Origin of the sequence: Massilia sp. S19_KUP03_FR1 (genome assembly GCF_036688685.1) — a bacterium.
GTDB lineage: Bacteria > Pseudomonadota > Gammaproteobacteria > Burkholderiales > Burkholderiaceae_D > JALYUM01.
The window spans coordinates 54,868-79,899 of the sequence record NZ_JAQQPS010000022.1 but is presented as its reverse complement, the minus strand read 5'-3'; the positions used below and the strand labels follow the sequence as shown (position 1 = coordinate 79,899).

Genomic DNA, 25,032 nt, shown 5'->3' with positions numbered 1-25,032 from the left:
ATGGAGTGCCCTATGGCCACCAAACCACGCGCCGTCAAGGCGCCGATCAAGGCAGTTGCCAGCAAACGCGCCGTTGCGAGCACCCCGAAAGTTGCCGTTAAAACCGCAGCAAAAGCGCCGGCCAGACCAGCCGCCAAGCCGGTCACCAAGGTGGCCAGCAAACCCCTTGCCAAAGCCAGTGTAAAGGCGGTCGTGAAGCCGGCCGTGAAGGCGACCGTGAAGCCGGCCGCCAAGCCTGTCGCCAAGCGCGCGCCAGCGCTGCCGGTGGCCCTGAAACGGGCCGCCAAAGCCGTCGCGGCCGCGCCGCTGCCGGCTGCGGGCAATCCATCCCTGGTGCGCGACAGTTTCACGATGCCGGAAGCGGAATACGCGGTCTTCGCCAGCGCCAAGCTGCGCTGCCTCCAGGCCGGCGTCGAGGTCAAGAAAAGCGAACTGCTGCGCATTGGCATGGCGCTGGTCGGCCAGCTCGACGTGGCAACCCTGCAAGCCGTGCTGTCCGGCCTGCCGCAACTGAAAACCGGACGGCCGCGCAGCGAATAAGGCTGCGCTAGTGCGTCGAGGTGCTCGACAGTTCTTTGAGTTCGCGGATGCTCAGTTCCGATTTTTCGTGCATCCGCAGCAAAATGGTCGCCCCGACGGATAACTTGCCGTGGCGGATCTTGCTGATGATCGGGGGCTGCACTTCCAGCACCCGGCATAATTCCGCGTCGTTTTTAAGCTTGAGTTTGTCGATCAGGGTATCGAGCAAGGGGTTCGGGACGAAACTCGATGGTTCCATGGCCCGTGCCCGTTGCATCGCTTCGAGCATTTCCTGTTTTTTCTGCCGTACGTTCATATTGACTCCACAGTTTGCAACCAGATGGGATTTCTGCAAAAAAGCGGCTCGAGCGTGATAAAGCGTGTGTTTCTTGCTGGAGGGTGAGTTGTGATAATACTACGCGGAATCCGGTAAAAACCGCAATTAGGCGTATTTATCTTACCAACTGTGGTTATTCGTTATTTTTGCTATCGCAACTGGAGCCCGGAGCGGGTCAATAGCAGGACATGATCGGCCATGGCGGCCGCGGCAGTGGAGTGGGTGACCATGATCGCGCCGGCGCCAGTCGCTTTGATTTCGGCGCGCAACAGTGCCAGCACGCTGGCCGCGGTGTCGGGATCGAGATTGCCGGTCGGTTCGTCCGCCAGTAACAGGGCCGGGCGGTGCACCAGTGCGCGCGCGATCGCCACGCGCTGCATTTCGCCGCCCGACAGCTGGGCCGGGAAATCGGCGCCGCGGCCATGCAGGCCGACCGCGTCGAGCATGCTGTCGGCGCGCCCGGTCGCTTCCCGGTTCAGCAGCAGCGGCAGTGCCACGTTCTGGCGCAACGTCAAATGCGGCAGGACGTGGAAGGCCTGGAAAATAAAGCCCATGCGCGTGCGCCGCAGGCGCGTGGCGGCATTGTCGTCCAGCGCCGACATGGCCTGGCCGTCGACCAGCACCTCGCCCGTGTCGGGTACATCCAGACCGGCAATCAGGTTCAACAGCGTCGATTTGCCAACCCCCGATTCCCCCATGATGGCGACGAATTCGCCCGCCTTGAAGACGTGCGAGAGCGCGGCCAGCACGGGCCGGCCGGCGTAGGATTTGGACAGGTTGCGCAGTTCCAGCATGGGTGATTACCTTGTCAGAGCGCGGCGCAGGCCGAAGCTGGCGGCGTCTACCAGCACCACCATCAACAACATGGCGATGATGACGGTGGCCGCCTGCGGCATCTGGAACAGCGACAGGTGAAATTTGAGCATGCCACCCAGGCCGCCGGCGCCGACCACGCCCAGCACGGCCGCGGCACGGATATTGTTTTCCCAGCGGTACAGGGTGTACGACATCATCTGCGGCAGCAGCAGTGGCAGCGTGGCATACACGAACGCCGCCAGCGCGGGTGTGCCGTTGCTGCGCAGGGTGTTTTCGGCATGCAGGTTGGCGTTTTCCAGCGAATCGGCAAACAGGCGCCCCAGCACGCCGGTGGTGTGGAAGGCCAGCGCCAGCATGCCGGCAAACGGGCCCAGGCCCGCGGCCACCAGCAAAATGGTCGCCCACACCAGTTCGGGAATCGAGCGCATCACGTTCAGGACCAGGCGCACCAGGGCGCGCGGCGCTGCGCCAAAGCGCCCGGCGCCCACCAGCGCCAGCGCCAGGCCGGCCAGCATGGCCAGCACTGTGCCGAGTGCCGACATGGCCAGCGTCTCGAGCGTCGCGCTGAAGGTTTTATACAAAAACTTTGCCGACATTTCCGGCGGCGCAAAGCCGGACAGGAACTCTTGCGTCGTACTGAGCGCAGTCGGGCTCCAGAAGCCCGACCAGTCCAGGTTCAGCGTCCAGAAACTGGCCACGACCAGCGCCACCATGCCAAGCGCCAGCGCCAGGCTGGCGCGCTTGCGCGGCGGCGCCGACGGCATATTGTTTATATGGTTCATACCAGATCCCGGCGCAGCCACTTCGAGACCAGGTCGGCCGCGGCCACCAGCAGCACGAACATGATCAGCATGGTGGCCACTTCGCTGCCGGCCATCATCTTGATCGATTCATCCATGCGCTGGCCCAGGCCGCCGGCCCCGACAAAACCCATGACCGCCGAGCCGCGGATCGCGCACTCCCAGCGATACACGGTGTACGACACCAGTTCGGCGGCCGATTCGGGCAGGGCGCCATACAGCAGCGCCCCCATGCGGCTGCTGCCGTTGGCCAGCAGCGTGTCGCTGGCGTGGGCGTCGGACGACTCAAGGATCTCGGCATACACCTTGCCGAGCATGCCGCAGTAGGTCAGCGCGATGGCGATCACGCCGGCGGTCGGGCCGAGCCCGACGATGCGCACGAACAGCAGCGCCCACACCAGTTCCGGCACGCTGCGCAGCAGGATCAGGACCATGCGCACGCACTGGCGCAGGATGCGCGCGGGCAGGCGCATGCGGCCCGTGCCGAGCAGCGAAATCGACAGCCGTTCGGTCATCAGCAAGGTGGCGGGAATGGCGCCGAGCAGGGCCAGCACCAGCCCGCAGGTGGCAATGGCGACGGTGATCCAGGTTTGCTGGAGCACCATCGTCAAAAATTCAAGGGAGTGCGCCGGCGTCAGGAAATCGGCGAGGAAGGCGCCGGTGGCGCGCATGCTCTGTTGGTCGAACAGGATCCACGGTTTGAATTCGCTGTAGACCAGCATCGGCCACAGCAGCAGCAGGCACAGCACGACCGTGACCATCCGCTTGCGCAGTGCCGGGTCGGGGTAGGAGCGCAGCACTGCCGTCATCAAAGGCAGGCGCCGACGGCCAGCCGCGCGGGGCTGTCGTGGAAGGCCGCCACGGGCGCCTCCATCGATTCGTTCAGGTACAGCGCGGCGATCATCGCATCGGTGACGTTCTCGCGCGCTGCGTCGAACACGATGCGTCCGGCGCGCAGGCCGATGATGCGCGCGAAATTGGCGCGCGCGATGTCGACCTGGTGCAGGCTGCATACCAGCGTTGCGTTGCGCGCGCGCGCTTCCTGCTGCAACGCGGTGAGCGTCAGTTGCGACAGGGTCGGGTCGAGCGCGGACAAGGGTTCGTCGACCAGGAACGCTTCGGCGCTCGAGAGCAGCACCCGGGCCAGGCCGCAGCGCTGGCGCTCGCCGCCGGAAAGGCGGTCGACCCGCGCATACAACTTGTCGCCGAGACCGAAGCGGGCAAGCGCATCGAAGGCCGCGCGCGGTTCGCGCGGCTTGAACAGGGAAGACAGTGCCTGCCACAGGGTCCAGTGCGGCAGGCGCGCGGCCAGCACCGTGGTCACCACGCGCTGGCGCGGCGGCAGCGGCGGCGTTTGCGGCGCCAGGAACAGGCGCGCGCGCAAGCGATGGCGCGCAGCCTGCGTCAATGTCCACGGATCGACGCCCAGCACGGTGAAGTTGCCGGAGGCCGGCTGGTGGGCGCAGGCGAGGGTGGCGAGCAGCGTGGTCTTGCCGGCGCCGGAAGGGCCGATCAGCGCCACCTGCGCGCCTGGTTCGATGACCAGGTCGAGTGCATGCAGTGCCACCGGACCGTCCGGCCCCAGGTGGCGCACCGTGAGTTGTTGCAGTCGATAGGTCATCGTGCGGCTACCTTACTTGAGCAGCTTGGCGTTCTTCGCGGCTGCTTCGATGGCGGTGTAGTTCGAGGCCTTGGTCGGAATGAAGCGGGTCGCGCGTTGCAGGTCGAGAATTTCCTTGTCGGCAGGTTTGGCAGGGTCCAGCGCCAGGAACGCGTCGGTGATTTTCTTTTGCAGCGCGGCTGGCATGCTGGTGCTTACTGACCAGTTGTAATCGTAGAAGCCCGGCGTGGTGTAGAACACGTGCACGACCTTGGTGTCGACCTTGTTCGATTCGACCAGTTTTTCCCAGACCGAGATATTCAGCGCGCCGGCATCGACCTTGCCGCCGGCAACGGCTGCCACGGTGGCGTCATGGGTGCCGGAGAAGGCGACGCGTTTCAGGTCGGTGTCCGGGTCGATTTTTGCGGCCAGCAGGTAGGAACGCGGCATCAGGTGGCCCGAGGTCGACGATTCCGAACCGAACGACAGGGTCTTGCCTTTCAGGTCGTTCAGGGTTTTGATGGTCGGCGAGGCGGTGATGAACACCGAACGGAATTTTTCGTCTTCCACGCGCTGCACCAGCGGGATGACCTGGCCCTTGCTGCGGTCATTCGCCTGCACGAAGGTAAAACCGCCGAACCAGACCATGTCCAGTTTGTGGTTGATCAGGCCTTCGACCGAGGCGGCGTAGTCGGTGACCGGCGTGAATTCCACCTTCAGGCCGGTGACCTTGGCCAGGTACTCGCCCAGCGGCTTGAACTTGCGCTGCAGTTCGGTCGGGGCTTCGTCGGGGATGGCCGACACGCGCAGCACGCCAGGCGTGTTCTGGGCGGAAGCACCGACGGCAGTGAACATCAGCCCGGCCGCGACGGAGGCGGCCAGCAGGGATTTCAGGGAGCGCAGGGCGGAGAAGTGGGTCATCAGGAGGACTTTCTTGTGTGAAAAGTAAAACTTGGAAACAATCGAGGGAAACCGTGGGTTCAAGGGCACGATTAATCCAGTAATGCGCGCACAGTAGGGTAATGGTGCGTTGCGGGCGTTCGGTTATCATAGCAAAAACGGCAACCAACCCGCTCGCCATGCGCCCCGCTGCATGTGGCGGCACGAATGATAAACCTTATGCTGATGCCCTGCACGATAGACGATCGTACCCCCGCGCCAGGCGCCGACGAGCTGGCCGCGGGCCTCTTGGCCGAGTCCGCCTGGATCTCGCCCAAGTTTTTATATAACGACCTCGGGTCAAAACTGTTCGAAGCGATCTGCGAACTGCCGGAATATTATCCGACCCGCACCGAGGCGGCCATTTTTGCCAGCCACGGCGGCGCGATGGCGCGCGCCAGCGGACGCGGCGCGACCTTGATCGACATGGGTGCCGGCAACTGCGCCAAGGCCGCGGCGCTGTTCCCGCTGCTGCAGCCGAGCCAGTATGTGGCGGTCGACATCTCGGCCGATTTCGTGCGTGACGCCGTGCACGGCTTGCAGCAGCGTTATCCGCACATCGCGATGCAGGCGCTGGGCCTGGATTTCTCCAGCGAGCTGGCGCTGCCCGCGTCGGTCGGCGCGCAACAGCGGCTGTTTTTCTATCCCGGTTCATCGATTGGCAATTTCACGCCCGACGAAGCACTGGCCTTCCTGCAGCGCATCCACCGCGCCTGTGGTGACGATGGCGCCATCCTGATCGGCATCGACCTCGAAAAAGACCACGCCATCCTGGACGCGGCCTATGACGATGCACTCGGCGTTACTGGCGCCTTCAACCTGAATATCCTGCGCCACGCGAATACCTTGCTGGGTGCCGATTTCGATGTACGGCAGTGGCGCCACGAAGGCTTTTATAACCCGTCCCTGGCGCGCGTCGAGATGCACCTGACCGCGCGCAGCAACCTCACCGTGCGCTGGCCGGGCGGGTCGCGCCGCTTCAGCGAAGGCGAACGCATCCATACCGAAAACAGCTACAAATACCGCCAGGCCAGCGCGCTCGACCTGCTGCGGCGCGCCGGCTTTGGTCAAGCCCAGGTCTGGACCGATCCCGAGCAATGGTTTGCCGTTATCTACGCCCGCGCGGGAGCCCCGGCATGAGCGACGGCATGCACGACACCAGCCTGGCGGCCGCCTACCAGGACGTGCGGCGCCGCTCGCTGCAATTGGCCGAGCCGCTGTCGGACGAAGACTGCGGCGCCCAGTCGATGCCGGACGCCAGCCCCGTCAAGTGGCACCTGGCCCACACTACCTGGTTTTTCGAGACCTTTTTGCTGGAGCCGCGCGAGGCGGGCTTCGTGCCCTTCGATGCGGCCTTCCGCGTGCTGTTCAATTCGTATTACAACGGCGTCGGTGCGCGCCATCCGCGCCCGCGCCGCGGCCTGCTCACGCGGCCCGGCATGCGCGAGGTGCGCGCCTACCGCGCCAACGTCGATGCGCGCATGGGGCGCCTGCTGGCAGCCTGTCCCGACGACGCGGCACTGGCATCCCTGGTCGAACTCGGGCTGCAACACGAGCAGCAGCACCAGGAACTGATCCTGACCGACGTCCTGCACCTGCTGGCGCAAAGCCCGCTGTATCCGGCCTACCATCCGGCCGGCCACAGCGACGCGGCCCTGGCGCCCGCGCGCGCGTCCGAATGGATGGCGTTCGACGGCGGCCTGGTCGAAGTCGGTCACGCTGGCGCCGGTTTTTGTTTCGACAATGAATTGCCGCGCCACCGTACTTACCTGCAACCGTTTTCCCTGGCCTCGCAGCTGGTGACGAACGGCGAGTTCCTCGCGTTTATCGACGCCGGGGGCTACCGCGATCCGGCGCTGTGGTTGTCGGAAGGCTGGGACGCGGTCGCGCAGAATGGCGTTGCCCATCCCCTCTACTGGATCAGGCAGGCCGATGGCTGGCATGTGTTCACCTTGCACGGCTTGCGTCCGCTCGACCTGCACGCGCCGGTCACCCACGTGTCGCTGTACGAGGCCGATGCCTACGCGCGCTGGGCCGGCGCCCGTTTGCCGCTCGAAGCGGAATGGGAGACGGCTGCGGCAGCAGCAGCAGGCGGCAGCCTGGCTGACCTGTTCGGCACCTGCTGGCAATGGACTGCCAGCAGCTATGCGCCGTATCCTGGCTACACGGCGGCAGCCGGGGCGCTGGGCGAATACAACGGCAAATTCATGATCAACCAGTATGTGCTGCGCGGCGCGTCCTGCGCCACGCCGCCCGGTCATGCACGGGCCAGCTACCGTAATTTCTTCCCGGCCGGCACGCGCTGGCAGTTTTCCGGCATCAGGCTGGCGCGGTGAGCCCCCTCGACCTGCGCCACCTGCAGATCCTGAACCGGCGCGCCAACGCGTATATCGTGGCGCACCCGCTGGCATTTCTCTGGCAAACCTTGAAGGCGTTCCGCGCCAACCAGGGCCTGCTGCTGGCGGGCGCCGTGGCGTATTACGCGCTGCTGTCGATTGTGCCGTTCCTGATGCTGACCGTGGTGGTGCTGTCGCATTTCATCAGCCCGGCCGAGGTGCTCGACACCTTGCGCCGCTACCTGGAACTGATCGTGCCCAGCCAGTCGAAGGCGATCGCCGCGGAAGTGGCGCATTTCCTCGACACGCGCGATCTCATCACGTGGGTGCTGGCCATCACCATGCTGTTTTTCAGCTCGCTCGCCTTCACGGTCCTGGAAAACGCCATGAGCGTGATCTTCGTGCACCGGGTATCGATCCGGCGCCGCCATTACCTCATCTCGGCCGTGCTGCCGTATTGCTACATCCTGGCGCTGGGCTTCGGCCTGATGATCGTCACCCTGGTGGCCGGGACCTTGCAGGTGATGGGCCAGGAACAGGTGCAACTGTTCGGCTACGCCTGGTCGCTGGGCGGCTTGTCGGGCGCCTTGCTGTATCTGTTGGGGCTGGGCGGTGAAATCCTGCTGCTCACCTCGATTTATCTGGTGATGCCGGCCGGGCGGCTGTCCTTGTCGCATGCGCTGATCGGCGGCGTGACCGCGGCGCTGCTGTGGGAAATCGCGCGCCACGTGCTGGTCTGGTATTTTTCCACTCTGTCGAAAGTAAACCTGGTTTACGGCTCGATGACGACGGCCATCGTCGTCATGTTCAGCCTGGAGATCATTGCCACCTTGCTGCTGTTCGGCGCCCAGGTCATCTCCGAATACGAACGGGTGGGGCGCGATGGCGAACCGGGCGTGGCGCAGCCGCTGCAGACGGCCTAACTATGTCACGACGCACTGATTGCGCCCGGCCAATTTGGCCTGATACAGGGCGCGGTCGGCGCGCTCGATGGCCTGGTCGATCGGCTCGCCATCGAGGTAACGGGTAAAGCCGGACGAGAACCCGACCCGCAGCTGCGGCACCGCCGCCGAGACTTGCGCAGCGCCGAGTTTGGTGCGCAGGTGCGCCACGGCGCGGGTCGGCGCCCCTGCCTGGGTTTCGGGCAGGACCAGCAGGAATTCTTCGCCGCCCCAGCGCCCGATCAGGTCAGTCGTTTGCAGGGCATGTCTGGCTTGCACACCGAAGGCGCGCAGCACTTCGTCGCCGACCGCGTGGCCATGGGTATCGTTGATCGATTTGAAGTGATCCAGGTCGATCATGCCGATGTAGAACGGCTGGCCGCCACGCGCGCGCTGGAGCGCGTGTTCCTGCAGCTGCGCCATCATGAAGCGCCGGTTCGGCAGGCTGGTCAGCTCGTCGCGGGTGGCCATCTCATGGATCCGTTCGAGCGCCTCCTCGAGCGCGAATTTCTGCAGTTTCAGGCGTTGGCGCATGCCCATCAAGTGGCCGGACAAGCCGGAAATGGCCGGCAAGGTGGTGGCCATGACAGCGAAATAAATCAGCTCGATGCGCAAGGGGAAATGCAGCGGATCGGTCTTCACGCGCCACGCCATGACCAGCCCCAGGATCGCTATCGTGTACAGGCAGGCGATGCGCACGGCGCTGGCGCGCATGCTGAACATGCCGAACACCATCACCAGCGACAGCACCATCAGTGCGACGGCATGAAACGGCCCGCCGATGGCATAGGCCAGGGCGACCAGCGTCTGGGCGACGATGGTTTGTGCAAAGGCGAGGGTGGGATCGCGGTAGCGCTGGTTGCGGCCGCTGCGGATCAGCGTAAAAAATGTCAGCGACGCCAGGGCGCATAGCGCGCCAAGGGCGCCGACATGGCGCGCGTCGGCCATGCCGTAGCGCGCGCCGAGCGCCATCGCACCCGTACACACCACCATGATCAACGCAGTGAGCAATTGAACCACGATGCAGCGGCGTTGCTTCGGATCCGTGCTCAGGACCAGATCCGCCAGGCGCCGTCCGCCAGCGAACAGGAGAGCCAAACTTGTGCGCGCTGGACGAGTGAAATTCTGCATGGACTATCGGCGCCGAAAGGAATCGTTCGTCGGATACAACGGCAACCGGTCGGTTGCTTGACGAGATTATACTAGCGGGAGGTCAATAAAGTTTATGCAGAACAATTTATCACTAAAGATAGCAACATTGTGACGTTCAGGTAACAATCAGGCAGCAACTGTTACACGGGCCGCGCCTGCCACCATCCGGCCGATGACGGCGGCTTCGCCGAAGCCGCCGTCGGCAAACAGGGCCAGCACGGCGTCGACACTGCCCGCATCGACCGAAACCAGCAAGCCGCCCGAGGTTTGCGGATCGGTCAGCAAGGCGCGCTGGTAGGGCGCCAGGTCGGCATCCAGGACGACATCCTGGCCGTAGGCGTCCCAGTTGCGGCCTGAGGCGCCGGTAATAAATCCATCGCGCGCGAGTTGTTCCACGTTCGGCAGTAGCGGGATGCTGGCCATGTCGAGTTCGGCAGCGAGTTGGGCGCCGCGCGCCAGTTCCAGCAGGTGGCCGAGCAAGCCGAAGCCGGTGACGTCGGTCAGCGCGTGCACGCCATCCATGGCAGCAAGCGCCTGGCCTGGCTTGTTCAGTTTGGTGGTGTTCTCGATCATGGCGGCGTACCCGGCGGCGTCCAGCGCATCTTTTTTCAGCGCGGCCGACAGGATGCCCACGCCCAAAGGCTTGCTGAGGATGAGCACATCGCCGGCACGCGCGTCGGCGTTGCGCTTGACGCGGTCCGGATGCACCAGGCCGAGCACGACCAGGCCGTAAATCGGCTCGACCGAATCGATGGTGTGGCCACCGGCGATCGGGATGCCGGCTTCGGCGCAGATGGTCTGGCCGCCGCGGATCACATCGCCGATGGTTTCCAGCGGCAGCTGATTGATCGGCATGCCGACCAGGGCCAGCGCCATGATCGGGGTGCCGCCCATCGCGTACACGTCGGAAATGGCATTGGTGGCGGCGATGCGGCCGAAATCGAAGGCGTCGTCGACGATCGGCATGAAGAAATCGGTGGTGGCGATCAGGGCCTGGGTGTCGTTGAGGCGATACACGGCGGCGTCGTCGGCGGTCTCGATGCCGACCATCAGTTCGGGCGGAATCGGAAAGCCGTTCGAGTTTTTCAGGATTTCGGACAGCACGCCCGGGGCGATTTTGCAGCCGCAGCCGCCGCCGTGCGAGAACGAGGTCAGTTTGATGAGGGGCTTGGCGATGGCGTCGGTCATGGAGATTCCTGTCGATGTGTTGGATGCGAACTTGCGTGGAGCAGATTATCCACCAGTTCGCGCAGCGCCGCTTTTTCTGCGGCCGGTGCGAACAGGCGCGCGCGCGCGGCGCATTGGGCTTGCAAGCGTGCATACAGGCCCGGTTCGAAGCTGCGCGCGATCAGCGCGGCCAGCGCCGTGGCGTCGCCCGGCGCGAAGTAGCCGGCGTAGTCGTCGCCCAGCATGCCGCGGTTGCCGTCGATGGCGCTGGCCAGCACTGGCACGCCGCTGGTGACCGCTTCGATGATGACATTCGCGCCGCCTTCCATGCGCGAGGCAATCACCATCGCGTGGCTGCGCGCCAGGCGGGCGCGGGCTGCCTCGCGTGGCAGCGCGCCGAGCCAGTGGTAGTTGGCCTGCGCTGCCTGCGTGTCGCGTGCCGCGCGTTCGAGGGCAGGGTCGAGCGCGGCGCCGATGTGCACCAGCGTGTGCGGCACCAGACTGGCGGCGCGCATGAAGGTCAGCGGATCTTTTTCATCGCGCAGGTGGCCCAGCATGCAGATTTCGCGGCTGCGTGCGGGATCGTGCGCGAGCGCCTCGGCCGACTGGTAAATGACGTGCGCCCTGGCGCGCACCTGCTCGGGCAGGTAAGCCATGCCGGCCGGCTGCAGCAGCACCAGCGCGCTGGCAAGCTCGAGCGAGTGGGCCGCGCTGGCGTCGATCGCGATGTCGCGGTACAGGTCGGTGCCGGTCAGCACCAGCACCGACGGGCGCTGCGCGAAGGCTTCAGTAAACGCGGCCAGCGAGGGCGCGGAGCGGCGCGCGTGCAGCGCGATCAGCAAGTCGGGGGCGGCGTCGCCGGACTGCCATTCGGGCACGATGTCGACCGCGTAACTGTCCGCGAGAAAGCCGGCCCAACGGCTTGCGGTCTGCCAGTTGCCATTGTTTTGCTGCGCCAGCGCGGGGCTGGCAATGACAATCCGCAGTTTCCTCTGGACTTGGTTAGAATCTGGCATGACCGATAAACTTCCTGATACATCATTCCGGCATGCATCCGCTGGCCAGTTGGCCAGCGCGCTGGTCGATGCCCGCGATTATACGCTGGCCCTGTTCGATGCCCTGGCCGCACACGGTTATGACGACGCTGCCAACGTCCCGCGCATCAAGACCGTCAATCCGCCGTTGTGGGAGTTGGGCCACACGGCCTGGTTCGCCGAATGGTTTGTGCTGCGCGAGGCCACCAGCAGCCACCCCACCGGTGCCCGCCGCACCGGTTTACTGGCGCGCGGCGACGACTGGTTCGATTCCGCCCTGGTCGCCCACGCATCGCGCTGGAGCCTCGATTTGCCGGGGCCGGGCGCCATCAAGACCTACACCCGTGAAGTGCTGGACCGGATACTCGAGAAGCTGCGCCACACGCCCGACGACGATGCGGCGTTGTATCCGTTCCGGCTGGCGCTGGCCCACGAAGACATGCACGGCGAAGCCTTTTTGTACACCCTGCAAAAGCTGGGCGTGGCGGCGCCGCGAGCGCTGCCTGACGCGCCGCGCCGCGTGGCCGGAACCGACATCGCTTTTCCCGGCGGCAGCATCACGCTCGGCGGGCAAGCCCGCGCTGGATTCGTGTTCGACAACGAAAAACCGCCGTACCCATGTTACGTGGCGCCGTTCCGGATCGATGCAGATGCCATCGACAACGGCCAGTTCGGCGAATTCGTGCGCGACGGCGGCTACGAGCGCCCGCAATTCTGGACGCCGGCGGCACGCGCGTGGCTGATGGCGCAGGAGCGCTCGGCGCCGCGCTACTGGTCGCGCGCCGGTGGCGCCTGGAGCACCACCCGCTTCGGCAAGGCGCAGACGCTCGATCCGTATGAGGCGGTGCGCCACATCAGTCTGTTTGAAGCGCAAGCGTATTGCGCCTGGGCCGGGCGCCGCTTGCCGCTCGAAGCCGAATGGGAATTTGCCGCAACGTCGTCGCAGCCGGGTTTCAATTGGGGCGCCGTGTGGGAATGGACCGCCACCCCGTTCGAGCCGTATCCGGGCTTTATGCCGGACCGCTACCTGGACTATTCGGCGCCCTGGTTCGCCAGCCACCAGGTCTTGCGCGGCGCGTCGTTCGCCACGCCGGCGCGCTTTCGCTCGCCATACTTCCGCAATTTTTTCATGCCCGAGCGTGATGATTTGTTCGGCGGCTTGCGCACCTGCGCTCTTTAACCTGGCGCAAAGGCGCTGCCATCGACCGCGCTAGGCTCGGTGTATCTCAAGCCTCGTGGAGTGCGCCATGCGCTGTGTTCTGCTGTTGCTCCTGCTGGTCTGCGGCGCCGCCTCGGCCCAGTTCGAACCGAACTCGGCCCTGCATGGCGAGAGCCTGCGTTCGTGGCGCGGCGAATCGTCGCGCGACCAGATGGCAACCATGACTGACATCGTCGTCAAGATCCTCAATATTACTGACCCCATCGAGGCGCGCAACAAGGCGCGCAATGTGCATGGCTGCGTCAACAAGGTGGCGGCCGATTTCATGAGCGGCGAGCGGCGCGTGGTCGACGTGGCCATGATGTGCATCGCCCAGTTGGGCTACTTCCGCTAGTGTCGGGACGAAAAAAAACGGCTGCCGAGGCAGCCGTTCTTTATTCAGTCAAGCTGATTATTCGCCAAACGTGCGGCGCGCGCCGTCAGTCGAACGTGGGTGCGAACCCTTGTAGCCGCTGCCCGATGCTTCACGGCGTGGTGCGGCCGGGTTGCTGAACGAGCGCTGGCCTGGCTTGGCAGCCGGCGAACGGTTGTCGCCCGGTTTCCAGCCGCCTGGGCGGGTCGACGAACGCGGTGCCGATGCCGAGCGCTTAGGCTCGAAACCTTCGACGACATTCACCGGAATCAATTGCTTGGTGAAGCGCTCGATGCGCTTGACGTTCATGCTTTCGGCGTGGTTCACCAGCGAAATCGCCAGGCCGTTACGGCCAGCACGACCGGTACGGCCGATGCGGTGGACGTAATCTTCCGGGAACTTCGGCAAGTCGTAGTTGACGACGTGCGTGATGTTCGGCACGTCGATACCGCGCGCTGCGACGTCGGTGGCAACCAGTACCTTGACGTTGCCGCGGCGCAGGCCGTCGAGCGTGCGGTTACGCGCGCCCTGGTGCATGTCGCCGTGCAAGGCGGCAGCCGAGAAACCGGCGATGTTCAGGCGGTCGGCGATCATGTCGGCGTCACGCTTGGTGGCGGTGAAGACCACGGCCTGATCCAGCGTTTCGTCGCGCAGCAGGTGGTCGAGCAGGCGATTCTTGTGCGACAGGTCGTCGACGAAGTGGACGCGCTGCACGATGTTTTCGTGACGGCTCGACGAGCTGGCGATCTGAATGATCTGCGGGTCGGTCGTGATGCGGCGGGCCATATTGCCGACCATGCCATCCAGGGTTGCCGAGAACAGCATCGTTTGACGGTTGGCCGGGGTGGCGGCGATGATTTTTTCGATGTCGTCGATGAAACCCATGTCCAGCATGCGGTCGGCTTCGTCCAGCACCAGAATTTCGAGTTGCGAGAAGTCGATCTTGCCCGATTCCATGTGATCGATCAGGCGGCCAGGGGTGGCTACCAGGATTTCAGGGTTCTTGGCCAGCAGTTGCATCTGTTTTGGGTAAGGCATGCCACCCAGGATCGACACAGCCTTGATGCGGCGGATTTGCGTACCGTATTTTTCGGTCGCGCTGGTCACTTGCAGGGCCAGTTCGCGGGTCGGGGTCAGCACCAGCATTTTTGGCTGGGCAGCTTTGAAACGTGGGCGCTCGCCACGGGTGCGGGCAGCCTGCGCTTCTTGCGCGGCAGCTTTGGCGGCGTCCGACATTTCGGCGACGGCGAATTTGTGCAGGGCAGGCAGCATGAATGCGGCAGTCTTGCCTGAACCGGTTTGCGACGAGACGAGCATGTCGCGGCCGGCGATACCAGCAGGAATGGCTTGCTCCTGGACTGGGGTAGGAACGGTGTAACCTGCGTCGGTCACTGCTTGTACGATGGACGCGTGGAGGCCTAAGGCTTCAAAAGTCATTGTTTTCTTTTCTTTCGGTATACATCAGCGCCCGAGCGAAAGCTGCGAGCGCAAAATAGCAACGCCAACCAACACAACGAAATGACTCAGAACTAAAGAAATTTCGGCACAAAAGCTTTGCGCCGGGACGGTGTCAGGTGCGACACACAAGGCGGGAGGGCTTTATAGAGGCTATCCGGAGGATATGCCTGGGCTTGCGAAGCTGCTAGGTTTTTACTGCGGGTTTAGTAATGCGGTAATGCGGTGCGCTGATTGAGTCGGCGGGTGACGCCGTTGCTTATTGCAGTGCACAAACGAGACTATACAGTAGTTTCACTGTGTTTGTACAGGACGAACTGAATTTCGTGCGGAGGAATGCAGGAGAGGCAGCGAGTTGTCTTTTATTCGCTGCCAATTGCTTAACAATGCGTGTTTTGATCAGCGATGCTTGCGGCCATTCACGCGTGCTGCTTCCTTCTTCTTGCCGATGCGCGAGACGCGACTGCGGATTTCATCGACCGCGTCGGCGGCGTTGGCCTTGATGCGCTGGGCGCGCGTCAGATTGGCGTTGCGGCTGCGGCGCTCCGGACGGTCGGCTTCGAAGGCGACCGTGGCATTGTCGGTGATGGTATCGGTAATATCGTTGCCGACTGAAGCCGATACTTTCGGCACCAGGATCGTCGAGCCGACTTTCAGGCGCGATTGGGCAGGGATGTTGTTGGCCTGGCGCAGCACTTCGGGCGTGGTGCCCAGGCGCTGGGCCAGGGACGACATGCTTTCGCGCGCGCCAACGATTTTATGCGTGGTCCAGCTCGACAGGGCGTGGCCCCATTGCGCCAGGTTCAGGTGGAATTTCTCGGCGTTTTCTTTTGGCAGCAAAATCTTGGTCTGCTCGTCGCCGGTGATGACCGGGCGCTTGAATTGCGGGTTCAGCGCCTTGAATTCGTCGACCGACAATTCGGCCAGCTGGGCGGCCACGGTCAGGTCGATGTCGCTGGTCTTGTCGACCGCGGTGAAATACGGGGTGTTGTCGATGGCCGGCAGCGTAACGCCGTACTGGCTCGGGTTGGCGATGATGTTTTTGACCGCCTGCAGTTTCGGCACGTAGTTGCGCGTTTCGGCCGGCATCAGCTCGGCCAGGCTTTCGAAATCGGTGGACTTGCCCAGCGACTGGTTGCGCTTGATGGCTTTTTGTACATTGCCTTCGCCCCAGTTGTAGGCGGCCAGGGCCAGTTGCCAGTCGCCGAACATGGTGTACAGGCGCTGCAGGTAGGTCAGGGCGGCATCAGTCGAGGCCAGCACGCCGCGCCGATCATCCTTGAACAGGTTTTGCTTCAGGCTGAAATCGCGCCCGGTGGCCGGCATGAACTGCCAGATGCCGGCGGCGTTCACTGGCGAACTTGCTTGCGGATTGAAGGCCGATTCGATTACCGGCAGCAGCGCCAGTTCAGTCGGCATATTGCGTTTTTCCAGTTCCTGCACCACGTGATACAGGTACAGCGACGCGCGACCGGAGATGCGGGCCAGGTTGTCGGGACTTTTTGCGTAGTACTGGGTGTGCTTGGTGACGAGGTCGTTATTGATGTCAGGAATGGCGTAGCCGCTGCGCAGCCGGCCCCACAAATCCGTCTCCTTGAAGTCGTCCGCTTTCAGCGCTGGCGTGCCTGGAAGCGCCGTACGGGCCGCGAGGATGGTGCTCGACGACGCCTGCATCACGCTGCCTGGCGCCGGATCGGCGGCCTGGGCCAGCATGGGTGCGGTGGTGGCGGCCAGCAGTGCGGCGGCGCCGGCAAGGCGGGACAGGGTAGGGCGGATGGTGGCGTGCATGGCTCTCCAATGTGGCGTCCAAATTGACATGAATTGCGTGCCGGACCTCGATTAACTCAGCGGAGTGTACGGACCACTTATTGGGCTCGTCAAGAAATATGTCAGCACAGTTACAAAAATTATTTGCGACGTGTTTTGTCAATATATTTGCAATTAAAACAAGGGATGGCAGGGGTATAACGCAAAAAATTAAGTTTATTCAATGTGATTCCTGAATTGGAGCATATACCCCTGGGGGTATGATCTCCAAGGTATTATCAGGCTGCCAATTTACAGGCGATCTCAGCCATGTCTTTCTGGATCAAGAAACATGGCTCCATATCAATACCGCTTTGCCGATTTTGTCGTTCGAACATCACGGGATGCTGTGGCAGTTCGACCTTACCCGCTGCGCACCGTGCATCTCTGCGCTGGCGCAAAAGTGCGCCAGCCGGCCAGGCGCGCATGGAAATGCGTACAATCTAGCTTTGTACAGCGTTCGAGAGTGCCACATGAGCAAGACCAGCAAGACCAACCCCAACCTTGACGACGACGCCATCGTCGCCGCCACCCGCCGCTGGGTCGAGCATGCCGTCATCGGCCTGAACCTGTGTCCGTTTGCCAAGGCCGTCTACGTCAAGGAGCAGGTGCGCTATGTGGTGTCGCCTGCCACCACGCCCGAAGCGTTGCTGGAGCAGTTGATGGATGAACTGCAAATGCTGTCCGATACCGATGCGGGCACCATCGACACCACCTTGCTGATCCACCCGTTCGTCCTCACCGATTTCCTCGACTACAACGAGTTCCTCGACGTGGCCGATGCCGCGCTCGAAGACATGGACCTGGAAGGCGAGTTGCAGGTCGCCAGTTTTCACCCGGACTACCAGTTTGCCGATACCGACATTAACGATATCGAAAATTTCACCAACCGCTCGCCTTACCCGATCCTGCAATTGCTACGCGAAGAGAGCATCGAGCGCGCGGTGGACGCCTTTCCTGAAGCGGAAGAAATTTTCGAGAAGAATATTGCAACGATGGAAAAGCTGGGCCATGACGGCTGGGATGCGCTGCATGTCGGACCGGCCTGACGAGGTGTGCAAGCCGGCGGTCGAGCGTCCCGACACACCCTGTGTGGCGGTGTGTTCCACCACCTTCGACGACGTTTGCCGCGGCTGCGGGCGCACGGTCGTCGAAGTGGCGCACTGGGTGGCCATGTCGGATGTCGACAAGGAGCTGGTGTGGACGCGGATCCTGGCCCAGGGTTATCCGCGCCGTAACAAGTAATTTACTTGTAGCTGCCGACAAAGTCTTTCTTGCCCACTTCCACACCGTTGTGGCGCAGGATGTCGTACGCAGTCGTCGCATGGAAAAAGAAATGCGGGAAAGCGTAGTGCAGCAGGTATTCCTGGCCGGTGAAGTGGCGGGTTTTTTCGCCGCTGCCGGTGGTGATGGCGCGGTCAGCGCTGCTGGCGATGGCTTCCTGGTCCAGGGTTGCGATGAATGCCAGGGTGGTGGCGATGCGCGCGCGCAATTCGGCGAACGTGCTCTCGACATCGTCGTATTTCGGCACGTCGACGCCGGCCAGTCGGGCGCAGGTGCCCTTGGCGAAATCTGCCGCCACTTGTACCTGGCGCGCCAATGGGAACATGTCCGGGAACAAACGCGCCTGCAGCAGTGCGGCCGGTTCGATTTTTTTGTCGGCGGCATGGGCTTCGGCCTTGTCCAGTACGGCGGACAGGGCGGTCAGGATCTGGCGGAAGACCGGCACGGAGGCGGCATACATCGAGAATGTCATGGTGAAGTCCTTGGTTGAAGTGGCAGCATCATAACAAGCCTGGGCAAGCCCTGCCAGCGTGGTGCGATGTGCACGCCGGGCGTACTTTGCTTGACATTGTGATGACACACGGCAAGTCTGTGTGCATAATCACCGCGATACGCCATTTGTACTGACACTGCATGTTCCGCATCCACATTCGCTCCCTGATCTCGAGACTGAGCTCGCTCTACGGCCAGTCCATGTTCGGGGCGCTGCTGCTGGTGGTCGTGGCCGGTCTGCTGGTGCCGGCCATGGTGGGCAGTTATGTGCTGGTCATGCAGGAGCGCCAGTCTGCCGCGCGCCTGCTGGGCGAGGCCTTGCAGCGCAACGCTGAGGTGCTCGCGTTCGGCATGCAGGAGTCGCTCTGGAACATGAATATCGACGGGGCGCGTGCGCTGGTCGATTCGGTCATGCGCGACCCTGCCGTGCAGCGGGTGCGGGTGCTCGATTCCTCGAACACTGCCATCATCGATGTACGGGCTGCGCCGCTGCCTCCTGCCGCCGCGGCCGCGCGCGCGACGGCCAGGCTGTCGCACGCCGAACGCGATATCGTGTTCCGGCGCGAATGGGTCGGACGCATTGCCATCGACATGGACGATGCGCGCATCCGCCATGACCTGCAAGTGCGCCAGTCGACCTACCTGGTGGTGCTGGCCATCCAGCTGGGCGTGTCGCTGCTGCTGATCGTGTTGTTTTTGAAACTGCGCCTGCAAACCCCGCTGCGCCAGCTCGAAGCGTTCTCGGAGGCCCTGGCGCGCGGCCAGTTCGATGCCCCGCTGCTGCTCGAGCGCGGCGATGAGCTGGGCCGCCTGGGCCGCCAGATGGACCAGATGCGCAGCGCCATCCGCAAGCTGTTTGTCGATATCCACCGCAACGAAGAACAGTTCCGCACCATTGTCAGCCAGGTGCCGGGTGCGGTGTTCCGTTCGCAACCGGGTGGCCCCATCGATTTCGTCAGCGATGCGCTGGCTGACATCACCGGCTATTCGGTCGCGCACTTCATGCGCAACGGGACCGATGCCTGGTCCGACCTGATTCATCCCGCCGACCGGCGCCGCCATCGGCGCGAATTGCGTGCCGCGATCACCGAGGGCCAGGCGTACGCGCTCGAATACCGCATCATCGACGCCGGTGGCGTTGAGCGCTGGTTGATGGAAAACGGCCAGCCGCACGACCTGCCGGGCAGCCCGCACTACCGGGTCGATGGCATCATCACCGACATTTCCGAGCGCAAGCGCAGCGAAATGCGCATCGACGCACTGCTGGCCGAGCAGGATGCCATCCTGGAAAACGTCATGTTCGGCGTGATGTTCGTGCGCGACGAGCGGGTCGTTTCGACCAACCGCCGCTGCGATGAGCTGTTTGGCTACGCCAGCGCAGAGCTGGAGGGCAGTTCGGTGGCGATCGTGTTTGCCACGCCGGGCGAGTATGCCGAGGTCGCTGCGCGCCAGGCCCGCCGGCTGGTACTGGGCCAGGATTTCAGCGAGGAGCGCCAGTACCGGCGCAGCGATGGTGCGCTGATCTGGTGCCTGGCGAGCGGGCGCGCGGTCGATCCGGCAAAGCCGTCGGCCGGCTCGATCTGGGTGTACGCGGACATCACGGCGCGTCGCGTGGCCGAAGAAAAGCTGCGCCTGTCCGCCACCGTGCTGGATCGGATCGCCGACGGCGTGATGGTGGTCGATGCGCAGCGCCGCATCGTCGCCACCAACCCGGCGTTTACGCACATTACGGGCTACAGCGAAATGGAAGCGCTCGGGCGCGATGCGACCATTGTCCGGTCCGACCGCCACGACGATGCGTTTTATACGGCTTTGTGGGACGAACTCGATACCAGCGGTTTCTGGCAGGGCGAATTGTGGCGCATCCGCAAGGACAGCACCCACTACCTCGAAGCGTTGACCGTGTCGGCGGTGCGCGACGGCGAGAACGTCATCACGCACTTCGTCGGGGTGTTCAGCGATATCACGCAGGTCAAGGAAGCCAAGGAAAAGCTCGACCACATGGCCCACCACGACCCCTTGACGGCGCTGCCCAACCGGCTGCTGTTCCACGACCGCCTGCAGCACGCGCTCACCCGCGCCGCGCGCGAAGGCGAGCAGCTGGCCGTGATGTTCATCGATCTTGATCGCTTCAAGAACGTCAACGACACGCTCGGGCACCACGTCGGCGATGCGCTGCTGAAAAAGGTCGCGCAGGCGCTCTCGCGCCGCTTGCGCCATGGCGACACGCTGGCGCGCCTGGGTGGCGATGAATTCATCGTCCTGCTCGAAAACGTGGCCGGCGAGCCTGGCGCGGCGCAGGTGGCCGAAAAACTGATGACCATGTTCGAGCAGCCGTTCGTGGTGGCCGAACATGAATTGTTCGTCACTGGCAGTGTCGGCATCAGTCTGTACCCGGACGATGCCGACGACCTGAACATGCTGATCCGGAATGCCGATGTGGCGATGTACCAGGCCAAGGCGCGTGGGCGCAACAACTTCCGTTTCTATGCGCCCTCGATGACCGGCGACGGCGTCAAGCGTCTGCGCCTCGAGGCGCTGCTGCGCCGCTCGATCGAACGGGACGAGGTATATCTCGATTACCAGCCGCAGGTGGAAATCGACAGCGGCCGTCTGATCGGCGCGGAAGCGCTGGTGCGCTGGCAAAACGCCGAGCTGGGCGAGGTCGCGCCGGTGCACTTCATTCCGCTGGCCGAGGAAACCGGCTTCATTAACCAGCTGGGTCAGTGGGTACTGTTCGAGGCGTGCCGCCAGATGATGCGCTGGCAGGCGCGCGGTTTTGTGGTGCCGAAGATCGCCGTCAACCTGTCGGTGCGCCAGTTCGAGCGCGGCTCGATCGCCGGCGTGGTGCGCCAGATCCTGCAGGAGACCGGGCTGGCGCCGCAACGCCTGCAGCTGGAGGTGACCGAATCGGTGATCATGAATACTGGCGACGCGCTCATCCTGATCAATGAGCTGCATGCGATCGGCGTCGAACTGGCGATCGACGATTTCGGCACCGGCTATTCGTCGCTGGCTTACCTGAAACAGCTACCCGTGCAGACGCTGAAGATCGACCAGAGCTTCATCAAGGACATCGCCTCGAATGCCGACGACGAGGCAATTGCGGTTGCCATCATCCAGCTTGGCAAAAGCATGAACCTGTCGGTGATCGCGGAAGGGGTGGAAAATGCCGAGCAGGTGGCGTTCCTGCTGCGCCATGGCTGCAACCGCGCCCAGGGCTATTATTTCAGCCGCCCGGTGCCGCCCGACCAGTTGCAGCAGGCGTGGGGGACGGTACTGATTTAGCCGGCGGCGTGCAGCAGCGTGCGCAGGTTGCACTCACGCTGCCAGCCGCGCCGCTCTTCGCTGGACACGGCCAGGCGCGCCAGTTCGGCGTCCGACTGCGCCGCCTGCGCCTTGATCAGGCGGTCGGCCAGCGCAGCATCGGGCAGCATCGTGCCGAAGAAGGCGACCGTGTCCTGGTGCTGGATCAGCAGTGTGGGGAAGTTGTCGACATCGAGGTCGCCGACCACGTCGGCCTGGTCTTCAATGTCGATCCAGAGGAAGTCCTTGTCCGGATGGCGCGCCGCCAGCGCCTCGAACGCGGCGCGGTAAGTGCCGCAGGTGCCGCACCAGGCGGCGCACAGGCACGCGACGATCCAGCGTGGGCCGGCAATACGGGCGGCGACATCATAACGGTTGGTGGCATCGAGGGTCAGGCTGTGCATGAGCGCGATTCTACTCTGTGCGGCGCGGCATTGCACATCTGCGCCATTGGCCGGTGCTTCGGCAGCGCCCGCACAGGTTAAAATACGCCCCATGCCTATTCTGCTTGCCATTGAAACCTCTTCCGAACTCGCCTCCTGCGCCTTGCTGGTGGGCGAGGCCATCACCACCCGAGAATCTTCGGGCGTACGCACCCATTCGCAAGCCATCCTGCCGATGGTGCAGGACCTGCTGGCAGCGGCCCATATCAAGCTGGCCGAGGTTGACGCCATCGTGTTCGGCGCCGGCCCTGGCTCGTTTACCGGCGTGCGCACCGCTTGCGGCATCGCCCAGGGCCTGGCCTTCGGTGCCGGCTTGCCGGTGCTGCCGCTGGTGACGCTGGACGCCATGGCGCTGGCCTGCCGCGCCGCTGTCGGCGCCAGCGATGTGCTGGTGGTCCTCGACGCGCGCATGGGCGAAGTCTACTGGGCCCAGTACCGTTATGCCGACGGCTGGCAAACAGTCGTGGCGCCCGCTTTGTGCGCACCAGAAGCGGTGACGCCGGTGGCGGTGTCCGGCCTGGTCGCGTGCGGAAATGGCCTGGCGGCGTATCCGGCGGCGTTTGCCGACAGATCGTTCGCCGTGGGCGCACTGGTCGACGTCCAGCCGCATGCGCGCGAGTTGGTGCGCCTGGGCGCGACGGCGCTGGCGGCCGGGCAGGGCGTCGATGCGGCGGCGGCGCAGCCGCTATACCTGCGCAACAAAATCGCCTACACCAGCGCCGAGCGCCAGGTGATCAATGCCGCCAAGGCTGCGGCACTATGAACGACAGCTTCGACTTGCTCGATTACGCGCCGATGCGCCTGCAGGACGTCGACGACGTGCTGGCGCTCGAGCAGAGCGTGTTTCCGCACCCGTGGAGCCGCGCCAATTTTACCGATTCACTCACCAGTGGCTACGATGCCTGGGTGCTGCGCGACGCGCACGGCGCACTGCACGGCTATTATTTGCTGATGCCGGCGGTCGATGAAGCACACTTGCTCGACGTGGCGGTGGCCGCCAGCCTGCAAGGCCGCGGTCTGGGTCGCTACCTGCTCGACAAGGCGGCCGCGCGTGCGCGCGGGCTCGGCATGGCATCGATGCTGCTCGAAGTGCGCCCGTCCAATATGCGCGCGCTGGCGGTGTACCAGCGCTACGGCTATGCCGAGATCGGCCGGCGCCGCGCCTATTATCCCGCTCACCAGGGCCAGCGCGAGGACGCGATCGTCATGCGCTACACCTTATGAATACTGTCAGCCGCCGCGACAGCGCCTTCCTGGCCGAGATGGGTGTGGGGCCGCTGTGGACCTTGCGTCACCAGCCGCCGGCCGATGCCCTCGTCCCGGTTGACCAGCAACCGTCGACGCCGGCCGAACCGGACATCGCGCAGATGGACTGGCCGGCGCTGCGTGCGGCCATCACCAGTTGCGACCGCTGCGGCGCCTGCCGTCCCGGCGCCAGGCCGGTCCATGGGGCCGGCGCCGAAGCGGCCGTGTGGCTGGTTGCCGCGGGCGCCACCAGTGTTGCCGATGAGGCGGCGAACCTGCCGGTGGCGGGCGAGGCTGGCACGCTGCTCGACAACATGCTGGCCGCAGCCGGCCACGCGCGCGCGCGCGACGTGTACGTGACGAACCTGGTCAAATGCCGCCCCGTGAGTGCCAACGGCGGCGACCGCGCCCCGACTGCCGACGAAGTGGCCGCGTGCCGTCCCTTCGTCGAACGCGAGCTGGCCTTGACCGGGGCGACGGTCATGCTGACGCTCGGCCAGGTCGCGGCCAACGCGATGCTGGGCAAACCATTGCAAGAGGCGTTGGCTGGCGCGCGCGGGCAGGTGCACGCGGTCGCTGGCGCCGCACTGGTCGCCACACTCCATCCGGGCGAACTGCTGCGCCGCGGTCTGGACAAGGCCCTGGCCTGGGCCGACCTGTGCCGCGCCGTGACTGCCAGCGCGCCTGAAGGCGATGAGCGCGCCGCCTGACCCTGCGGCGCCGGACACGTATCAGGGGCGTTTCGACCGCCGCTGGGGCGCGCTGCGTCACGCGCGCGTGCGCGCGCTGGCGTGGCTGCTCGACGCGCCCGACCTGCTCGACGCGGGCGACCCATGCTGGCACGGCGAGGTGATGTCGCTGACGCCGGTGACGCCAGAGACAGAGCGCTGGCTGTTCGCGCTCGACCACGATCCGGCGCCGCTCGACGCCGCGCTGGGCGAACGTGCCTTCACGCGTCTGGGCTTGTACGCCGAAAAGCTGATGGCGTTTTATTTTCGCGAGCAGGGTGTGCTGGTTGCGCACAGCCTGCAGATACGGGCGGCGCGCAACGACACGGTGGGTGAATTCGACTTTTTGCTCGATGCCGGCGGCGGCCTCGAACATATCGAGTTCGCCACCAAGTTCTACCTGCTGCAGCGGCCAGAGCCAGACGACCTCGACGCCCTGGTCGGCCCGAACCTGGCCGACAGCCTGGGTGCCAAGATGCGCAAGATCGTCGAGAAGCAGCTGGTGCTTGGCCAGCATCCTGCCGCCCAGGCGCAGTTACCCGGCCCGGTCGTGCGTGCGCGTGCCTTGGTAAAAGGCTGGTTGTTCTATCCGCTCGCGGCACCGGCGGTGAGCGCGCCGCCGATGCGCGCCATCAACCGTGCGCACTGCCATGGCTTCTGGTGCGCCATCGACGAGTTCGCCCTGTTGCCGGACGCGCTGTTTCTGGTGTTGCCCAAGCTGCAGTGGCTGGCGCCATTTCGCGCCACCAGCGCCCCCGCCATGCAGACCCGCGCCGCGCTGCACGCCACGCTCTGTGCGCAGTTCGAGAGCGCGGACGGACCAGTCCTGGTCGCGATCCTGCGCCAGCAAGCTGGCCACGTCGTCGAAATCGACCGCGGCTTCATCGTCCCCGCCACCTGGCGTGCCAACGCTGCCGCCAAGCCATTACCCAACAATTAGGGTCAGAGTCGAATTTCCGAGCAATTGTTCAGCTAAGTTGACGAATTGAAGCTTGCCGTCGAGATATCGCGCCAGGTTGCCAAATAATTCGACACTGACCCTCCCGTAAAAACGTTACGGC

At 64.2% G+C, this 25,032-nt stretch carries 26 protein-coding genes; 13 read left to right on the top strand and 13 right to left on the bottom strand.

Annotation, left to right across the window (positions count from 1 at the left end; translation table 11 throughout):
• Window positions 1-12 precede the first annotated feature (12 nt).
• Complete coding sequence (locus V6M87_RS21890; protein WP_332878783.1) at window positions 13-540, top strand: hypothetical protein; 528 nt, start codon at window positions 13-15, stop codon at window positions 538-540.
• A gap of 7 nt (window positions 541-547) precedes the next feature.
• Here V6M87_RS21890 and V6M87_RS21885 read toward each other — a convergent pair whose 3' ends face one another.
• From V6M87_RS21885 to V6M87_RS21860, 6 genes are all read right to left on the bottom strand, one after another.
• The gene (locus V6M87_RS21885; RefSeq protein WP_332878782.1) at window positions 548-835 is read right to left on the bottom strand and encodes a hypothetical protein; all 288 of its coding nucleotides are present in this window, start codon (window positions 833-835) and stop codon (window positions 548-550) included.
• A gap of 170 nt (window positions 836-1,005) precedes the next feature.
• On the bottom strand, window positions 1,006-1,650 hold the full coding sequence (locus V6M87_RS21880) for an ABC transporter ATP-binding protein (protein ID WP_332878781.1): 645 nt from the start codon (window positions 1,648-1,650) through the stop codon (window positions 1,006-1,008).
• A 6-nt stretch (window positions 1,651-1,656) separates the two neighbouring features.
• Window positions 1,657-2,454, bottom strand: a complete 798-nt coding sequence (gene phnE / locus V6M87_RS21875) for a phosphonate ABC transporter, permease protein PhnE (RefSeq protein ID WP_332878780.1) — start codon at window positions 2,452-2,454, stop codon at window positions 1,657-1,659.
• The gene (locus V6M87_RS21870) at window positions 2,451-3,281 is read right to left on the bottom strand and encodes a PhnE/PtxC family ABC transporter permease (protein WP_332878779.1); all 831 of its coding nucleotides are present in this window, start codon (window positions 3,279-3,281) and stop codon (window positions 2,451-2,453) included. The genes phnE and V6M87_RS21870 overlap by 4 nt, the downstream gene beginning before the upstream one ends.
• Window positions 3,281-4,093, bottom strand: coding sequence for a phosphonate ABC transporter ATP-binding protein (locus tag V6M87_RS21865; protein WP_332878778.1), 813 nt, complete (start codon window positions 4,091-4,093; stop codon window positions 3,281-3,283). Before V6M87_RS21865 ends, V6M87_RS21870 begins: the two co-directional genes overlap by 1 nt.
• A 12-nt stretch (window positions 4,094-4,105) precedes the next feature.
• Window positions 4,106-4,993: a putative selenate ABC transporter substrate-binding protein gene (locus V6M87_RS21860; protein WP_332878777.1), complete on the bottom strand. Its 888-nt coding sequence runs from the start codon at window positions 4,991-4,993 to the stop codon at window positions 4,106-4,108.
• 186 nt (window positions 4,994-5,179) lie between these two features.
• On the opposite strand from V6M87_RS21860, the gene egtD reads away from it, so the two are divergent.
• From egtD to V6M87_RS21845, 3 genes are read left to right on the top strand one after another with little or no spacing between them, the layout of a single operon-like run.
• Window positions 5,180-6,151, top strand: coding sequence for an L-histidine N(alpha)-methyltransferase (egtD, locus tag V6M87_RS21855; RefSeq protein ID WP_442920627.1), 972 nt, complete (start codon window positions 5,180-5,182; stop codon window positions 6,149-6,151).
• A complete protein-coding gene (gene egtB, locus V6M87_RS21850; protein ID WP_332878776.1) occupies window positions 6,148-7,347 on the top strand; it encodes an ergothioneine biosynthesis protein EgtB in 1,200 nt (399 codons plus the stop codon). The genes egtD and egtB overlap by 4 nt, the downstream gene beginning before the upstream one ends.
• Window positions 7,344-8,270 carry a YihY/virulence factor BrkB family protein gene (locus V6M87_RS21845; RefSeq protein ID WP_332878775.1) on the top strand — a complete coding sequence of 309 codons (927 nt, stop codon included), beginning with the start codon at window positions 7,344-7,346 and terminating at the stop codon, window positions 8,268-8,270. The genes egtB and V6M87_RS21845 overlap by 4 nt, the downstream gene beginning before the upstream one ends.
• Here the strand turns inward: V6M87_RS21845 and V6M87_RS21840 are convergent, their stop codons facing one another.
• The 3 genes from V6M87_RS21840 to senB form a co-directional block, all read right to left on the bottom strand.
• Window positions 8,271-9,419: a GGDEF domain-containing protein gene (locus V6M87_RS21840; protein WP_332878774.1), complete on the bottom strand. Its 1,149-nt coding sequence runs from the start codon at window positions 9,417-9,419 to the stop codon at window positions 8,271-8,273.
• Between the two features lie 147 nt (window positions 9,420-9,566).
• Entirely contained in the window at window positions 9,567-10,628 is a 1,062-nt protein-coding gene (gene selD / locus V6M87_RS21835; RefSeq protein WP_332878773.1) for a selenide, water dikinase SelD, read from the bottom strand.
• Entirely contained in the window at window positions 10,625-11,623 is a 999-nt protein-coding gene (gene senB / locus V6M87_RS21830) for a selenoneine biosynthesis selenosugar synthase SenB (protein ID WP_332878772.1), read from the bottom strand. Before senB ends, selD begins: the two co-directional genes overlap by 4 nt.
• Between senB and senA the strand changes: the two genes are divergently transcribed.
• A complete protein-coding gene (senA, locus tag V6M87_RS21825) occupies window positions 11,622-12,821 on the top strand; it encodes a selenoneine synthase SenA (protein WP_332878771.1) in 1,200 nt (399 codons plus the stop codon). The two genes, senB and senA, sit on opposite strands and share 2 nt — an antisense overlap.
• Before the next feature lie 67 nt (window positions 12,822-12,888).
• Window positions 12,889-13,194, top strand: a complete 306-nt coding sequence (locus V6M87_RS21820) for a hypothetical protein (protein ID WP_332878770.1) — start codon at window positions 12,889-12,891, stop codon at window positions 13,192-13,194.
• Between the two features lie 57 nt (window positions 13,195-13,251).
• On the opposite strand, the gene V6M87_RS21815 is transcribed toward V6M87_RS21820, so the two are convergent.
• Complete coding sequence (locus V6M87_RS21815) at window positions 13,252-14,649, bottom strand: DEAD/DEAH box helicase (protein ID WP_332878769.1); 1,398 nt, start codon at window positions 14,647-14,649, stop codon at window positions 13,252-13,254.
• Between the two features lie 417 nt (window positions 14,650-15,066).
• On the bottom strand, window positions 15,067-16,455 hold the full coding sequence (locus V6M87_RS21810) for a transglycosylase SLT domain-containing protein (protein ID WP_332878768.1): 1,389 nt from the start codon (window positions 16,453-16,455) through the stop codon (window positions 15,067-15,069).
• Window positions 16,456-16,946: 491 nt separating this feature from the next.
• Between V6M87_RS21810 and V6M87_RS21805 the strand changes: the two genes are divergently transcribed.
• Window positions 16,947-17,522: a DUF1415 domain-containing protein gene (locus V6M87_RS21805; RefSeq protein WP_332878767.1), complete on the top strand. Its 576-nt coding sequence runs from the start codon at window positions 16,947-16,949 to the stop codon at window positions 17,520-17,522.
• A complete protein-coding gene (locus V6M87_RS21800; RefSeq protein WP_332878766.1) occupies window positions 17,506-17,718 on the top strand; it encodes a DUF1289 domain-containing protein in 213 nt (70 codons plus the stop codon). The genes V6M87_RS21805 and V6M87_RS21800 overlap by 17 nt, the downstream gene beginning before the upstream one ends.
• A 1-nt stretch (window position 17,719) precedes the next feature.
• Here V6M87_RS21800 and V6M87_RS21795 read toward each other — a convergent pair whose 3' ends face one another.
• Window positions 17,720-18,229: a DUF1993 domain-containing protein gene (locus tag V6M87_RS21795; RefSeq protein ID WP_332878765.1), complete on the bottom strand. Its 510-nt coding sequence runs from the start codon at window positions 18,227-18,229 to the stop codon at window positions 17,720-17,722.
• A 161-nt stretch (window positions 18,230-18,390) separates the two neighbouring features.
• Between V6M87_RS21795 and V6M87_RS21790 the strand changes: the two genes are divergently transcribed.
• Window positions 18,391-21,537 (top strand): EAL domain-containing protein, encoded by a 3,147-nt coding sequence (locus V6M87_RS21790; RefSeq protein ID WP_332878764.1) that lies wholly within the window; start codon window positions 18,391-18,393, stop codon window positions 21,535-21,537.
• Here V6M87_RS21790 and V6M87_RS21785 read toward each other — a convergent pair.
• Window positions 21,534-21,959, bottom strand: a complete 426-nt coding sequence (locus V6M87_RS21785; RefSeq protein ID WP_332878763.1) for a thioredoxin family protein — start codon at window positions 21,957-21,959, stop codon at window positions 21,534-21,536. The genes V6M87_RS21790 and V6M87_RS21785 overlap by 4 nt on opposite strands.
• 91 nt (window positions 21,960-22,050) lie before the next feature.
• Between V6M87_RS21785 and tsaB the strand changes: the two genes are divergently transcribed.
• The 4 genes from tsaB to V6M87_RS21765 are packed head-to-tail and all read left to right on the top strand — an operon-like array spanning window position 22,051 to window position 24,911.
• Window positions 22,051-22,761, top strand: coding sequence for a tRNA (adenosine(37)-N6)-threonylcarbamoyltransferase complex dimerization subunit type 1 TsaB (gene tsaB, locus V6M87_RS21780; protein WP_332878762.1), 711 nt, complete (start codon window positions 22,051-22,053; stop codon window positions 22,759-22,761).
• Entirely contained in the window at window positions 22,758-23,222 is a 465-nt protein-coding gene (gene rimI, locus V6M87_RS21775) for a ribosomal protein S18-alanine N-acetyltransferase (RefSeq protein ID WP_332878761.1), read from the top strand. Before tsaB ends, rimI begins: the two co-directional genes overlap by 4 nt.
• Window positions 23,219-23,953, top strand: coding sequence for a uracil-DNA glycosylase (locus V6M87_RS21770; RefSeq protein ID WP_332878760.1), 735 nt, complete (start codon window positions 23,219-23,221; stop codon window positions 23,951-23,953). Before rimI ends, V6M87_RS21770 begins: the two co-directional genes overlap by 4 nt.
• Entirely contained in the window at window positions 23,937-24,911 is a 975-nt protein-coding gene (locus V6M87_RS21765) for a DUF1853 family protein (protein WP_332878759.1), read from the top strand. Before V6M87_RS21770 ends, V6M87_RS21765 begins: the two co-directional genes overlap by 17 nt.
• The last annotated feature ends 121 nt before the right edge of the window (window positions 24,912-25,032 follow it).

Excerpts from the sequence above, each read along its gene's own strand:
- V6M87_RS21890 (WP_332878783.1), top strand. The coding sequence starts at position 13 with ATGGCCACCAAACCACGCGCCGTCAAGGCGCCGATCAAGGCAGTTGCC.
- V6M87_RS21885 (WP_332878782.1), bottom strand. The coding sequence starts at position 835 with ATGAACGTACGGCAGAAAAAACAGGAAATGCTCGAAGCGATGCAACGG.
- V6M87_RS21880 (WP_332878781.1), bottom strand. The coding sequence starts at position 1,650 with ATGCTGGAACTGCGCAACCTGTCCAAATCCTACGCCGGCCGGCCCGTG.
- phnE (WP_332878780.1), bottom strand. The coding sequence starts at position 2,454 with ATGAACCATATAAACAATATGCCGTCGGCGCCGCCGCGCAAGCGCGCC.
- V6M87_RS21870 (WP_332878779.1), bottom strand. The coding sequence starts at position 3,281 with ATGACGGCAGTGCTGCGCTCCTACCCCGACCCGGCACTGCGCAAGCGG.
- V6M87_RS21865 (WP_332878778.1), bottom strand. The coding sequence starts at position 4,093 with ATGACCTATCGACTGCAACAACTCACGGTGCGCCACCTGGGGCCGGAC.
- V6M87_RS21860 (WP_332878777.1), bottom strand. The coding sequence starts at position 4,993 with ATGACCCACTTCTCCGCCCTGCGCTCCCTGAAATCCCTGCTGGCCGCC.
- egtD (WP_442920627.1), top strand. The coding sequence starts at position 5,180 with ATGATAAACCTTATGCTGATGCCCTGCACGATAGACGATCGTACCCCC.
- egtB (WP_332878776.1), top strand. The coding sequence starts at position 6,148 with ATGAGCGACGGCATGCACGACACCAGCCTGGCGGCCGCCTACCAGGAC.
- V6M87_RS21840 (WP_332878774.1), bottom strand. The coding sequence starts at position 9,419 with ATGCAGAATTTCACTCGTCCAGCGCGCACAAGTTTGGCTCTCCTGTTC.
- selD (WP_332878773.1), bottom strand. The coding sequence starts at position 10,628 with ATGACCGACGCCATCGCCAAGCCCCTCATCAAACTGACCTCGTTCTCG.
- senA (WP_332878771.1), top strand. The coding sequence starts at position 11,622 with ATGACCGATAAACTTCCTGATACATCATTCCGGCATGCATCCGCTGGC.
- senB (WP_332878772.1), bottom strand. The coding sequence starts at position 11,623 with ATGCCAGATTCTAACCAAGTCCAGAGGAAACTGCGGATTGTCATTGCC.
- V6M87_RS21820 (WP_332878770.1), top strand. The coding sequence starts at position 12,889 with ATGCGCTGTGTTCTGCTGTTGCTCCTGCTGGTCTGCGGCGCCGCCTCG.
- V6M87_RS21815 (WP_332878769.1), bottom strand. The coding sequence starts at position 14,649 with ATGACTTTTGAAGCCTTAGGCCTCCACGCGTCCATCGTACAAGCAGTG.
- V6M87_RS21810 (WP_332878768.1), bottom strand. The coding sequence starts at position 16,455 with ATGCACGCCACCATCCGCCCTACCCTGTCCCGCCTTGCCGGCGCCGCC.
- V6M87_RS21805 (WP_332878767.1), top strand. The coding sequence starts at position 16,947 with ATGAGCAAGACCAGCAAGACCAACCCCAACCTTGACGACGACGCCATC.
- V6M87_RS21800 (WP_332878766.1), top strand. The coding sequence starts at position 17,506 with ATGTCGGACCGGCCTGACGAGGTGTGCAAGCCGGCGGTCGAGCGTCCC.
- V6M87_RS21795 (WP_332878765.1), bottom strand. The coding sequence starts at position 18,229 with ATGACATTCTCGATGTATGCCGCCTCCGTGCCGGTCTTCCGCCAGATC.
- V6M87_RS21790 (WP_332878764.1), top strand. The coding sequence starts at position 18,391 with ATGTTCCGCATCCACATTCGCTCCCTGATCTCGAGACTGAGCTCGCTC.
- V6M87_RS21785 (WP_332878763.1), bottom strand. The coding sequence starts at position 21,959 with ATGCACAGCCTGACCCTCGATGCCACCAACCGTTATGATGTCGCCGCC.
- tsaB (WP_332878762.1), top strand. The coding sequence starts at position 22,051 with ATGCCTATTCTGCTTGCCATTGAAACCTCTTCCGAACTCGCCTCCTGC.
- rimI (WP_332878761.1), top strand. The coding sequence starts at position 22,758 with ATGAACGACAGCTTCGACTTGCTCGATTACGCGCCGATGCGCCTGCAG.
- V6M87_RS21770 (WP_332878760.1), top strand. The coding sequence starts at position 23,219 with ATGAATACTGTCAGCCGCCGCGACAGCGCCTTCCTGGCCGAGATGGGT.
- V6M87_RS21765 (WP_332878759.1), top strand. The coding sequence starts at position 23,937 with ATGAGCGCGCCGCCTGACCCTGCGGCGCCGGACACGTATCAGGGGCGT.